This window comes from Dyadobacter soli, assembly GCF_900101885.1.
GTDB lineage: Bacteria > Bacteroidota > Bacteroidia > Cytophagales > Spirosomataceae > Dyadobacter > Dyadobacter soli.
Genome location: NZ_FNAN01000026.1, coordinates 44,697 through 56,679, shown reverse-complemented (window position 1 = coordinate 56,679; position 11,983 = coordinate 44,697). Strand labels below are relative to the sequence as shown.

The 11,983-nt window shown below is 50.9% G+C and carries 11 protein-coding genes and 1 pseudogene; 3 read left to right on the top strand and 9 right to left on the bottom strand.

Features of this window, described 5'->3' with window-relative positions; all coding sequences use genetic code 11:
• Positions 1–216 precede the first annotated feature (216 nt).
• On the bottom strand, positions 217–591 hold the full coding sequence (locus BLQ88_RS32260) for a hypothetical protein (protein ID WP_090157150.1): 375 nt from the start codon (positions 589–591) through the stop codon (positions 217–219).
• A pseudogene (locus tag BLQ88_RS32255) lies at positions 588–737 on the bottom strand (type II toxin-antitoxin system HigB family toxin); the annotation flags it as partial. The pseudogene BLQ88_RS32255 and the gene BLQ88_RS32260, both read right to left, overlap by 4 nt.
• Positions 738–854: 117 nt before the next feature.
• Here BLQ88_RS32255 and BLQ88_RS32250 point away from each other — a divergent pair.
• The gene (locus BLQ88_RS32250; protein WP_090157148.1) at positions 855–1,985 is read left to right on the top strand and encodes an AI-2E family transporter; all 1,131 of its coding nucleotides are present in this window, start codon (positions 855–857) and stop codon (positions 1,983–1,985) included.
• A 30-nt stretch (positions 1,986–2,015) separates the two neighbouring features.
• On the opposite strand, the gene BLQ88_RS32245 is transcribed toward BLQ88_RS32250, so the two are convergent.
• The 4 genes from BLQ88_RS32245 to pdxR all read right to left on the bottom strand — a co-directional run bounded on the left by BLQ88_RS32245 (position 2,016) and on the right by pdxR (position 7,020).
• On the bottom strand, positions 2,016–3,317 hold the full coding sequence (locus BLQ88_RS32245; RefSeq protein WP_090157147.1) for an ABC1 kinase family protein: 1,302 nt from the start codon (positions 3,315–3,317) through the stop codon (positions 2,016–2,018).
• A 2-nt stretch (positions 3,318–3,319) separates the two neighbouring features.
• Positions 3,320–3,994, bottom strand: coding sequence for a TetR family transcriptional regulator C-terminal domain-containing protein (locus BLQ88_RS32240; RefSeq protein WP_090157146.1), 675 nt, complete (start codon positions 3,992–3,994; stop codon positions 3,320–3,322).
• A 104-nt stretch (positions 3,995–4,098) separates the two neighbouring features.
• Positions 4,099–5,451, bottom strand: coding sequence for a D-arabinono-1,4-lactone oxidase (locus tag BLQ88_RS32235; RefSeq protein ID WP_090157145.1), 1,353 nt, complete (start codon positions 5,449–5,451; stop codon positions 4,099–4,101).
• Between the two features lie 81 nt (positions 5,452–5,532).
• Positions 5,533–7,020 (bottom strand): MocR-like pyridoxine biosynthesis transcription factor PdxR, encoded by a 1,488-nt coding sequence (pdxR, locus tag BLQ88_RS32230; protein WP_090157144.1) that lies wholly within the window; start codon positions 7,018–7,020, stop codon positions 5,533–5,535.
• A 123-nt stretch (positions 7,021–7,143) separates the two neighbouring features.
• On the opposite strand from pdxR, the gene BLQ88_RS32225 reads away from it, so the two are divergent.
• Both BLQ88_RS32225 and BLQ88_RS32220 read left to right on the top strand, forming a co-directional pair.
• Entirely contained in the window at positions 7,144–9,096 is a 1,953-nt protein-coding gene (locus BLQ88_RS32225; protein ID WP_090157143.1) for a TonB-dependent receptor plug domain-containing protein, read from the top strand.
• Positions 9,097–9,146: 50 nt separating this feature from the next.
• Positions 9,147–9,923, top strand: a complete 777-nt coding sequence (locus BLQ88_RS32220; RefSeq protein WP_090157142.1) for an alpha/beta fold hydrolase — start codon at positions 9,147–9,149, stop codon at positions 9,921–9,923.
• Here BLQ88_RS32220 and BLQ88_RS32215 read toward each other — a convergent pair.
• The 3 genes from BLQ88_RS32215 to BLQ88_RS32205 all read right to left on the bottom strand — a co-directional run bounded on the left by BLQ88_RS32215 (position 9,898) and on the right by BLQ88_RS32205 (position 11,980).
• Complete coding sequence (locus tag BLQ88_RS32215; protein WP_090157141.1) at positions 9,898–10,902, bottom strand: NAD(P)H-quinone oxidoreductase; 1,005 nt, start codon at positions 10,900–10,902, stop codon at positions 9,898–9,900. The two genes, BLQ88_RS32220 and BLQ88_RS32215, sit on opposite strands and share 26 nt — an antisense overlap.
• The gene (locus tag BLQ88_RS32210) at positions 10,899–11,270 is read right to left on the bottom strand and encodes a YccF domain-containing protein (RefSeq protein ID WP_090157140.1); all 372 of its coding nucleotides are present in this window, start codon (positions 11,268–11,270) and stop codon (positions 10,899–10,901) included. The genes BLQ88_RS32215 and BLQ88_RS32210 overlap by 4 nt, the downstream gene beginning before the upstream one ends.
• Before the next feature lie 80 nt (positions 11,271–11,350).
• The gene (locus tag BLQ88_RS32205) at positions 11,351–11,980 is read right to left on the bottom strand and encodes a pseudouridine synthase (RefSeq protein ID WP_218132979.1); all 630 of its coding nucleotides are present in this window, start codon (positions 11,978–11,980) and stop codon (positions 11,351–11,353) included.
• Positions 11,981–11,983: the final 3 nt, after the last annotated feature.

Here is an 11,983-nt window from a genome sequence, read left to right as displayed (position 1 = left end):
CAAATTCTCGTATAGTACTGAAACTGAGAATGACCATATTGGCAAGTGTGTGTAAAATCTTGGTCGAAGTTGAAAAGCAACATCGATCACCTACACCGCGATGCGCGCCGGTGGATTCGCCGGGAATGTAGTGTGAGCTACCGCCAGCAAGCGGAATACCTCAAAAATGCGCAAAGCAAAACGCCGGGTATTTGTTTGGGGAAGACTTTAATTGAATCAGACGTGCTGTAAGATAAAATCAGCTGGTATATCGAGTTTAGTATGAACCGCTTTGAGAAACGCTACACTGGGAGCTTGTTCTCCACTAATGATCCCCAGCAGCTCTTCCTCACTGACGCCCAGCGTTTCCGCCAGATTCCCGCCCTCCTGTCTCATCTCATACATACGAAGTTCGATCATGCCTTCCAGCGTTTGAGGTGGCTCTTCGTAGTAATGCTCCATTTCGTACTCCTGAATAGCCAAAGCCATCGCTTCAAGTAATTCGAGCTCTTCTTCCGTCAAATTTTCCTCACCCTTATCCATGAGCCGTTCTACTTCCGCCACCGCGGCATCACATTCTTCTTCGGTTTCGTATTTCAGTTGCTTTTTCATAAACTTTTCAGGTTAAGCTTATCATATTCGGCATGCGTACCAATAAATTTAATAAAAACAGTTCGAACCCTAAACACAATTTTGGCGACGATCCTGAGCTGATTTCCGCGCACATTGAAGACGTACAAGTATCCGCCGACAGCGTCCGCCGAATTACAACCATTGCATTTGAAAGTGTGTGGTTTTCAATTAATTTTTGAAAATTTCAAGAAGAGTTTATAGTTCTCCAAATCCCTTTACCAGCCGGTTAAACTAATTACCCAGTGGAAACTTCTGCACCCCAACCCTTCTACCAAAAACTCTCCCTAACCCTCCTGGCGATCGGCATTATCATGGTTGCCATTTATTTGGGCCAGGACATCATCGTACCCCTCGCATTGGCCGGGCTGCTTGCGGTTTTGCTGCGCCCGCTGGAACAACGGCTCATGCGGATAGGCATTCCGAAATTGATGGCTATTACAATCGCATTGACGATTGCGATACTGATCGTTTCGGCGGTAACGGTGCTGATTTCCATGCAACTCGCTGATTTCTCCGACGAATGGCCGAAGTTGAAAAAGAACATCGATCACGTATACCGCGATGCGCGCCGGTGGATTCGGCGGGAATATAGCGTGAGCTACCGCCAGCAGGCGGAATACCTCAAAAATGCGCAAAGCAAAACGCTGGAAACCTTCCAGGGTCCGGAAACGCTCGGCGCGGTAACCGGTCCGCTCGGGACTTTGATCCTCATTCCCATCTACACTTTCCTCTTGCTTTACTACCGGGCCATGCTGATCCATTTCTCGGTGGTACTATTCGCCGAAGAGCAAAAACACCGCGTGCTGGAAGTTTTGGGAGAGATCAAATCGATCATTCAGAGTTATATGGTAGGGTTATTGCTCGAAACAACCGCCGTAGCCGTATTGAATTCCGCCGGCTTGCTGGTGCTGAATGTGCAATATGCCATTCTGCTGGGCGTAATGGCGGCCATCCTGAACCTCGTTCCTTACATTGGCGGTCTTGTGGCGACTGCATTGGCGGTAATGGTAACGTTTATCAGCCATCCGGAAATAGATGTGTTGCTGGGTGTCGTTGGGATTTTTATTGTGGTTCAAATCATTGATAACAACTTCCTGGTACCATTTATCGTCGGCTCGAAAGTGCGGATCAACGCATTGGTATCGATCGTAGGCGTGCTCGTAGGAGGCGCGCTCGCGGGATTGTCCGGAATGTTCCTTTCGATTCCGGCGATTGCGATGATGAAAGTGATTTTCGACCGGGTACCCGGACTGGAACCCTGGGGGATTCTGCTTGGCGACCAGACGCCCGAGCAGGCGAACAATAATCTGTTCCGTTTTGTAAACCTGAAAAAGCCAGGTGGGGAAAATGCAGGAGAAGAAAACCAGTCGTGATTGCTCACGACCGGTTATTGATTATTGGTGTCAGCTTACAAATTGCTTGGTATCCACCACCGCTTTGAGGTCGTGCAGCAGGCTGAACAACCCGAAGAATGTGCGGTTGATATAAATAAAATGCTTCGAGCCGCGGTTCATATTCATTTTGCGCAGCTCTTTGTCGTTGGCATATTTCTCACCTAATGCGGCCAGTTTCAGGAAAAATTCTTCGTCAGAAAAGTCGAAAGTTTCTGAATGAAATGGCTGCGTAAGCAATGCGAGTATTTCCCTGAAAAGATTCGAGAAGTAGACGGTTTCTGCTTTGGTATCCTTGTCGGTAAGGATTTCCAATTCAGCTAACTTGGCGTGAAAAATCGCGGGATTGTTCAGATTCTCAGGCTCGGCAAGCTCGAAATACGGGATATAGAATTCCTCCGGTATTTCCTTGATACAACCGAAATCGATAGCGATGAGATTGTCGTTTTCGTCGATCAGGAAGTTGCCCGGATGCGGATCGGCGTGGACTTTGCGTAGCTGATGCACCTGGAACATATAGAAATCCCACAATGCCTGCCCGATTTTGTTGGCCGTCTCCTGGTCGGGATTCGTTTTGCAAAACTCCGACCAATGCACACCATTCATCCAGTCCATTGTGATCACACGCTCGCTGGAAAACTCAGGATAATATTTGGGAAAACGCAGATTCGGGATATGCTCGCAAGCCTCGGCGATTTCGCTGCTCTGGGCTATTTCAAGAATGTAATTCGTTTCCTCCGTCAGCTTCGTTTCAACTTCCTTGAAATACTTGTCCGAATCCTTGGCCTGGATGTTAAACATCTTCATCGCGATAGGCTTCACCAACGCCAGATCCGACGAAATGCTTTCTGCTACGCCCGGATACTGGATTTTCACCGCCAGCTCTTTGCCCTCGTGCGTCGCCTTATGCACCTGACCAATGCTTGCCGCATTGATCGCATTCGGATTGAATGTATCGAACAGTTCGAGCGGTGATTTGCCGAAATATTTCCGGAATGTTTTCACCACCAGCGGTGCCGAAAGCGGCGGTACCGAGAACTGCGACAGCGAAAACTTCTCCACATAAGCCTGCGGAAGGAAGTTCTTCTCCATACTCAGCATCTGGGCAAGCTTCAACGCACTGCCTTTCAGGCTTTTGAGACTATCATAAATATCCTCCGCATTGTTATTGTTGAGGTTATCGCGCGCCGTTTCCGGGCTTGTGATCTTCTCGCCGTAATATTTCAGGTAATTTCCCCCAATCTTAACCCCTGTCGAAATAAGCCGGGTGGCACGCCGTATTTTGGAAGTAGGGATACTGTCAATTGTTTCCATTCCTACTTCAATTTTTCTTTAATGAGAAACTTCCCGAAGTCGATCACGCTCTCCAACGGCGTGGTATCGATCAGGTCGAATGTAGCGCGGATCGATTTTTCGATGAAGAGGTCTGTTTTTTCAAAACCTACGGATTCATCGTCGATCCAGAATTTCAATGTCAGCAGCAGCTGAATCCACGCACCTTCTTCCAATGCGTCCTGCTGCGCTTTACGAATGCGTTCGCTTTTGGCTTTCAGGTAACCGTTGCTGATTTCGTGGATGTACTCCTTGAAACTGTTGCGGAACTCTTTCAGCTTCAAAATGCCGTTGAGCCGGTTCTTTTCCTCTTTCAATGCAAAAACCACATAGCTGCGGTTGGCCGTCAGTATCTCAACCAATGTAAAATAGTAAGCCAGCAACTTATCCCGGAAACCGACGCCGTCGATCTCCCCGCTCTGGTTGATCAGATTCACGGCCATGTTGTGAAAGCTCACGAAAACCCGCCTTTCCAGTGAATCGATCGATGTGTAAAACTTGTAAAATTCCCTTTCCGTAAAGCCGTGTTCTTTGGAAAACAAATAAACCGATTCCGGCTTTTTGTGGTTTTCCAGACAGTAATGCATGTATAACTCGGTAATCTTGTCGGCGGTAAGCTCCACGCTCGCGGGTGGAAGTGCCTTTTGTTTGGTAGCCATCAGAAGTATTTGTTTACTTATGGAAGATGAGTCACGTTAAAGTAAACGCTCGGAGTGGCTATTTAATTCCGTCAGGATGGTGCGAAGCTCCGGCTTCGCGCCATCTATTTTTTAAAAACATTCAAATTCAAAAACGCATTGCGAAACTTCCCTTTCGGGTCCATCTGCGCAGCCAGCTCCCTGAACTCCGGCAGCTTTTCATACCTTTTTTCCAATAACCCCGGCGAAACGGTAAACAATTTCCCCCAATGCGGCCTCGGGTTGAACGGTGCCAGTTCCTTCTCGATTACCGGCAACAGCTTGCTCACTGCCGGCCAGTCCTGCTTCCACGTAAAATGGATCGCCACCGAATCCTGCTTGTAACAAGGGCTCAGCCACAGGTTATCCGCAGCAATGGTCCGTACTTCGGACGTAAACAAATGCGGGCTGATCTGGTTGCCCATTTTCGAAACAGCGAGGATCGCATCCACTGCATTCTTTCGTGGCACGAAGTATTCTGTTTGCAATTCCTTGCCGCTACTTGGCGTAAAACCCATTTTGAAATGTGGCATCCGCTCGTACCACGGCCCCGGCACGCCCATTTGTTCGGTACAGTTTTCGGCCGAGAGTTCCGGGATCGGATGGAGGTTTTTCGTTGCCAGTTTTCCACCGAAAAGCTCGTTATCCGGGTGTGCTTTCAAAGGCTTTTCACTATTCGTTTTATACTTTATCCAAACCTCCGTAATGTCCTCGGTAGACCAGTTTGTAAAAAGGCTTACACTATCACCTCTCGACTCTATTTCATCAAAATGCGATTTGAGTTGGTTCAAAGGCAAATTTTCGTACACAACCTGAGCCATAAAAAACGTCGGCTGCACATCCAGCGTCACCTTCGTCACCACACCCAATGCACCCAAATGCACCACCGACGCATTGAATTTTTCGCCGTCCTTATCCCTGCTCAACTTTACGACCTCCCCGTCCGCCGTCACGATTTCCATAGCCGATACCGCCGTCGCCAGGTTACCGTTCTTCTCGCCCGACCCGTGCGTAGCCGTAGCGCACGCCCCCGCGACGGAAATATGCGGCAGCGAGGCCAGGTTGTGCAATGCAAAACCTTTTTCATGCAGGTAGGGAGCCAGCTGGCCGTATTTCAGCCCGCCATTTACGGTCACGGTTTTATTTTTGGTATCTAAATCCATCACCTCTTCCGCACCGACGACGGTAATAAACTGGTCTTTCGTATCGGCAATGTCGTTGAAACAATGCTTCGTACCGAGCACTTTCAGCTGGGGATATTTCTTGACGATCGTTTGCACCTGCTGCAAATTCTTGCCCAAATCGAGCTTGTCGGTACTGTATTCGAGGTTGCCTGCCCAGTTGCGGAGCTTGTCGGCATTGGCCCAGCCGCTCAGCGGGGAAAGTAATGGAGCCGTCATTAATGCGGATGAAAGTTTAATGAAAGTACGTTTGTTCATGCGGTAGCCAGGTTGAAATGCACGAATAGGAATTTATCCCAAATTAATTGAATAAATCAGCATTCCAACCGCACCACTGCATTACCCGGTCTTTTCCAGCGCCGACTTTAAAATGGACGTAGCCTCCCGCAGCTCCTTTTCGTCCAGGCTACCGAACCCGAGCCGCATGGCGCTGAGCCGTCCGGTCTGGAAAAGCAAAGTCTGGGGTAAATGCAGGTTCTCGCGCAGGCACTCCTTGCTCACGCGCATGAGGTTGATATCCCGCCGCCATTCGGTCCAGATCGCCAGGCCGCCCGGTGGGGCTTTGAATGTCAGGTAAGGGCCGAAATCATTTTCCAAAAGCCCGGTAAACAAATCCCGGCGCTGGTGATAAACCTTTTGCGCCTTCTTGATATGCCGCTGAATTTCGCCTTCGTCGAGCAGTTCGGCCAGGGCTTGTTCCATCATCAGATCACCCTGCCGGTCGATAATGCGCCGCATTTTACCCAATTCGCGGATCAGATTCTGCGGCGCCACCACGTAACCCGAGCGCAATCCCGGCGCCAACGCTTTGCAAAACGAACCCACGTATACGACCATCCCCGCCCCGTCGGCACTCGCCAGCGGCAGTACCGGGCTGCTGTTATAGTGAAAATCGTAGTCGTGGTCGTCTTCCAGGATGATAAAGCCGTATTTCACCGACAAATTCAGCAATTCCACCCGCCGCTCGGCACTCAGCGTGACGGTCGTCGGGTAGTGATGGTGCGGCGTGATGTACAGCATTCGAATGGGCGTGTGCCCGCAAAGTTGCCGCACGGCCTCCACCGAAATACCCTGATCATCCACAGGTACCGACAGGATATTCGCGCCAGCCTGTTGAAAAATCATGTTGGCGACATAGTAGCTCAAATCGCCCACCACCACATTATCACCCTTTTTCAGCAGCAGCGTCGAGGCGAGGTAAATGCCCATTTGAATGCCGCGCGTGGTGATAATATTTTCCGCGCCGATGTGCAGGCCCCGGGTGTTGTTCAAATAGGTCGCCAGCCGCTCGCGAAACCAGATATTGCCCTCCACATGCGAATACGTAAGGTATTTCCGGTTGTTATTTCTTCTCAAAACGCTCGAATAGGCCTTTGCAAGCTTGTCCATCGGCGCGAGGCGCACGTCCGGAAGGCCATCGGTAAATTCCAGGTCCACGCGCGAGAGCGACAGCGGGCGGTCGAGCAGCATGCTTTCCTCGAATGCAAAGCCGGTTTGCTGCGGGTATTGCTTCAAATCGCTCACATTGGCCGGCAAAGCGCTACCCGTTACCACCGGACTCTTCCGGGTCACGAACGTCCCGCGGTTTGGCAACATCTCGATCCAGCCTTGCGCGTCGAGTTCGTTATAAGCCGCCACGACTGTCTTGCGGTGCACATTGAGCATTTCCGCAAGCGCCCGAGTACCAGGCAATTGCACACCCGTTACGAGCACGCCACGTTGAATGGCATTGATCATCTGGTGCGCGATTTGTAAATAAACAGGTGTCCCGGACGCACGGTCCAGCAGGATCACATTCTTGAAAGGTATTTCAACCGGACTACTCATAAGATTCAAACCGGAGCATATAAACGGGCCGGCAAGATAGTAGATTTGTTTTAGAAATGACCGCCGTTTCCTTGCAATCGGCGGTCAGCGGTCGGCCGTCGGCGGTCAAAAAAACACCTCTTTATGAAACTACATTACTTAGGCACCACCCTCTTACTGTCATTCATCGCAAACCTCACATTTGCCCAGGAAATATCACTCGACCCGGTGACGGTCACTTCCTCGCTCGTTGAAAAGCGTGCGTCGCAAACGGGGCGCAACATTGCAGTCATCAAAGGCGAATACTTCCAGCAACTGCCGGTGCACAGCATCGACGACCTGCTCCGCTACGTTCCGGGTGTTGAAATCCAGGCGCGCGGGCCGCAAGGTTCACAAAGCGACATCGTTTTGCGGGGCGGTACGTTTCAGCAGGTGCTCGTGATCCTCGACGGTATTCGTTTGAATGATCCCAACACGGGCCATTTTAACAGCTATATTCCTATTTCTCCCGCCGAAATCGAGCGGATCGAGGTTTTGAAAGGTGCCTCGTCCGCATTGTACGGTTCGGATGCCGTTGGCGGGGTTATCCATGTGATTTCCAAAACATTTGCTGCGCGATTGGCTAATTCGGGTGATGATAATGCGGTACAAAAAACGCAGGTGAACGGCGGCGTCAGCGCCGGAGAATATGGATTGTTTAATGCCAATGTCGGCGCGTTTGTACAGCGCAACAGGCTGGCCATTTCAGGAGGTTTTCTTTCAAATAATTCCTCAGGCGTGCAGCAGAGGGGCATTAAGGGCTATTTTCATAATAATACAGCCTCACTCTCCCTCAATTACGCCATTTCCCAACACTGGAACCTGGCCGTGCGCAGCTCTTTCGACCACCGTGATTTCGCGGCTCAAAACTTTTACACAGTGCTGAAATCCGACACGGCCAGCGAAAAGGTTAAAATGTCGTGGAACCAGGTAAGATTAGGTTATCAAAAGAACAAAACAGCGTTTTCGATCGATGGCGGATTTAAATCGGTGCAGGATACCTATCTTTTCAACCCACATTCCATTGCAAACAGCAGTAAATCCAGGCTCTGGCAAGGGCTCGCTACCTTGCAGCAGGGCCTCACTTCAAGTACAAACCTGATCGCGGGCGTCAATTTTCAGCAGCGGAACATCAAATCCAACGACCGCGGAAACCATACGCTGAATCAGCTGGCCCCATTTGTTTCAGTGGTACAGACAATCGGTGAGGATTTTACAGTCACACCTTCCGTCCGCATGGACTGGCGTGAAAGCATTGGTACCGAAGTTTCGCCCCAGATCAATTTGTCCTACAAAAAAGCAAACTGGCAGCTACGCGCAAGCGCCGGCAAAACCATCCGCGACGCCGATTTCACGGAACGTTTCAATAACTACGCCAAAACGCTCGTTACAGGCGGCAGCGTCGGCAACCCCGATCTGAAAGCCGAACGCTCATTCAGCTACGAAGCCGGCGCCGACTGGTTCCTTACCAGCAGTTCGGCCGCGCAGCTCAAAGTTTCGGGCACGTTTTTCCAGCGCCGCCAGAAGGACCTGATCGACTATGTGACCACACCCTACGCACAAATGCCCCGCAAGGATAACCTCTCGCCGACCGGCAGCTTCGGCCTCGCATTGAACATCGCGGAGGTGAATACCACAGGTTTTGAACTCGATATCCAGTCGTCGAACACCATTTCCGATAACCAGAAATTGTTCGTGAATGCAGGCCTTACCTGGCTTGACAGCGATAACAAAAGCCAGATCCAGTCATTCTACCTCTCGTCGCACGCCAAATTCCTCGCCAATTTCTCAGCCATTTACCAAGTGGGCAATTTTTCGGTGAGTTTGAATGGTTTGTACAAAAAACGGGCAGAGCGAGAAGCATCGGCTATCGAAGCCACTGTTTCAAAAAATTACTTTATCCTCAACGCGAGGGCCGAGTATGCTTTCCTGAAACGCCAGCTAGGTGTGTTTGTCCAGGCCGACAATGCATTCGACAAGCAATACAGCGACATTCTAGGCTCCGTAATGCCCGGCCGGTGGCTGATGGGCGGCATTCGCTTTAATTTTTCGAAATAGCGGCATCATTTTTGCAGGAGTTCGTATATTCATAAAGAAAGCACTCCATCATGTTTTCGAATATCCGTAACTCCTGTTTTCTATTGGCATTTCTTTCATTTTCCGCATCACAAGCCGCTGCCGCGCCCGACAGTGCCGCAGTTGACATGCCCGCCGCGAGGAAAATGAATGTATACTTCATCAGCGGCCTCGGTGCCGACGAGCGCGTGTTTACCAAGCTGAAACTCGATCCGAGGCTTAATGTGCAATATATCAAATGGGTCAGACCTCAGAAGAAAGAGACATTGCAGCATTATGCGGCCCGGCTGAGCAAGCAGATCGATACTTCGCAGCCTTTTCAGTTGGTTGGGCTGTCCTTCGGCGGGGTGATTGCTTCGGAAATTGCAGATATCGCCTGTCCGCAGCAGGTTACACTCATTTCGAGTATGTCAACCGGCGTTCCGCTTTCGAAGTTTTACCAGTTAATGATCAAATTTCTGCTCATGTCGCCGCTGTCAGCGCCCTTATTAAAGTCTGCAAACCGGATTACTTACCGCTATTTCGGCGCGGACACGCCGGAATTGAAGAAACTGCTCAAAATGATCCTGCACGATACCGATAGTAAGTTCCTGAAATGGGCGCTCGTACGGATGAGCGGCTGGAACCGGAAAGAGCGCATCGATAATCTTTTCCACATTCATGGAACGGCCGACAAGCTCATCCCGATCGTCATTGTGAAACCCGACATTATCATCGAAGGCGGCGGGCATTTAATGGTTTACGCCCAGGCCGATCAGATTTCAAAAATCCTTAACCACCGGCTTACGGCCATTGATTCAGCAGAATAATCTTGCCGATATGGTCGCTGGTTTCCATTAATGCATGGGCTCTGGCAGCTTCCGCCAGCGGGAATGTCTCCGCAATTACGGTTTGAAATGCACCGCGTTCCATAACCGGCCACACGTTTTCCCGTATCTCATGTGCTAATGCTGCTTTGAAAGCATGGCCGCGGTTTCGCAGCGTGCTGCCGGTGACGGTTAGCCGCTTCCGCATGATCAGGCTAAAATCTACCACATCTTCGCCGGTGACCTTTCCGCCTTTCATAGTATTGATAAAAACAAGCCGGCCTTCCTCGCGCAGCAAACGCAGGTTTTTGGGGATATAATTACCGCCGACCATATCCAGGATGACGTCTGTACCGAGCTCGCGCAGCTGTTCTTCGAAATCTGCTTCCCGGTAATTAATGCTGATATCGGCCCCTAATGCATCGCACGCAGCACACTTTTCTTCCGACCCTGCGGTGGTAAACACGCTGGCACCGAATGCCCTGGCCAGCTGGATAGCCGTAATACCGATTCCGCTCGTGCCCCCGTGTACGAGGAAGCGCTCACCCTTCCGCAGCTGCCCCCGCTGAAAGACATTATGCCAGACGGTAAACACCGTTTCCGGCAACGAGGCCGCCCGGGCAAAAGCATCGCTATAATGGTTGAAAGCAACGGGTATGGGCAGGCAATGGCTGGCTTCCGCGAGGGCATATTCCGCGTAACCGCCGCCCGCCAGCAATGCGCAAACGGAATCGCCGGGTTTCCAGATGGTAACCTCCGGGCCTGTTTGTTCGATGATACCAGCCACTTCCAGGCCAGGAATGTCCTGCGGCGCATCCGGCGGCGGGGGATAGTTGCCTTTCCGCTGGAAAACATCGGGGCGATTTACACCTGCCGCGAATACCTTGATGCGTACTTGCGAGCCGGTCGGATGCGGCGTGGCTACCTCCTGCATTTGCAATACTTCAGGCCCGCCGGGTTGAGTGATGACGATCGCTTTCATGAATAAATTTCTTTTCCAAACGGTGCGAAAGAGAGGCTCATGAGCTTGAAATGCTGCTTCGCAAACGGCAGACCGATAATGGTGATCGCCAGCAAAATACCGAAAACCAAATGCGTCAATGCAATCCAGATACCACCAAGAAAAATCCAGATGATGTTGAAGACCGTCGATAAACAACCTGAATCTCCCGGCACCTCCCGCACATGCTGGCCAAACGGGAAGAGCGTCATGATACCGATTTTGAAACATTGAATCCCGAACGGAATGCCGACGATCGTGAGGCAGAGCGCGAGCCCGGCAGCCATATATTCGATAAAAACGACAAATCCGCCGAAAATAAGCCAGATAATGTTTCCAATGAGGTTCATAACGCGATCAGTTTGGTGAAAGAATGGCTTAAAACTAATCCGGCCGACAACTAGAATGCCGAATTTTCGATGGACGGCTCTTACAGGTAATCGCCGGACGGAATCGCTGACTTCCAGTTTGCTATTTTCAATAACCTGAAAAACGCCTCTTCTTCAATCTCCCTCACACCGCCGGGCGGCAGATCGCCGAGCTCCAAATCTTCGATACTGGCGCGGATGAGTCGTCGGCAACGGTGGCTAGCCTCACGGACCATCTTCCGCACCTGGTGATATTTGCCCTCCGTGAGCGTAATGCTGAGCCAGGTATTGGGCACATCGGGCTGGGTTTCGTTTTGATGTTTATCTAAAATCGCAGGGCGGTCTATGATCCCGACCTCGCAAGGTGTCGTTGTGTAATAACCGCCCCCTTTCACTCGTATAGGAATGCCCGTGCGCAGCAGCTCCACCGTTTCGGGGAGTACCACGTGGCTCACATTCACCCAGTAGGTACGCTTGTGCGGCACCTCGCCCTGAAAAAGCAGATTAGTAACCTTCTTATTGGTAGTAAGGATCAGCAACCCCTCGGAAAGGCTATCCAGCCGCCCAATGGCATGCGTCCCCTCCGGAAACTCAAAATCCAGCGCCCCCAGCAACCGCACCTCATCCGAGCTGACGAACTGGGAAACCATGTTTTGCGGCTTGTTGATAATGAAGTAGCGGTGTGGTGTCATACC

Coding starts and splice junctions, on each gene's coding strand:
- BLQ88_RS32260 (WP_090157150.1), bottom strand. CDS start 591: ATGAAAAAGCAACTGAAATACGAAACCGAAGAAGAATGTGATGCCGCG.
- BLQ88_RS32245 (WP_090157147.1), bottom strand. CDS start 3,317: ATGGAAACAATTGACAGTATCCCTACTTCCAAAATACGGCGTGCCACC.
- BLQ88_RS32240 (WP_090157146.1), bottom strand. CDS start 3,994: ATGGCTACCAAACAAAAGGCACTTCCACCCGCGAGCGTGGAGCTTACC.
- BLQ88_RS32235 (WP_090157145.1), bottom strand. CDS start 5,451: ATGAACAAACGTACTTTCATTAAACTTTCATCCGCATTAATGACGGCT.
- pdxR (WP_090157144.1), bottom strand. CDS start 7,020: ATGAGTAGTCCGGTTGAAATACCTTTCAAGAATGTGATCCTGCTGGAC.
- BLQ88_RS32225 (WP_090157143.1), top strand. CDS start 7,144: ATGAAACTACATTACTTAGGCACCACCCTCTTACTGTCATTCATCGCA.
- BLQ88_RS32220 (WP_090157142.1), top strand. CDS start 9,147: ATGTTTTCGAATATCCGTAACTCCTGTTTTCTATTGGCATTTCTTTCA.
- BLQ88_RS32215 (WP_090157141.1), bottom strand. CDS start 10,902: ATGAAAGCGATCGTCATCACTCAACCCGGCGGGCCTGAAGTATTGCAA.
- BLQ88_RS32210 (WP_090157140.1), bottom strand. CDS start 11,270: ATGAACCTCATTGGAAACATTATCTGGCTTATTTTCGGCGGATTTGTC.
- BLQ88_RS32205 (WP_218132979.1), bottom strand. CDS start 11,980: ATGACACCACACCGCTACTTCATTATCAACAAGCCGCAAAACATGGTT.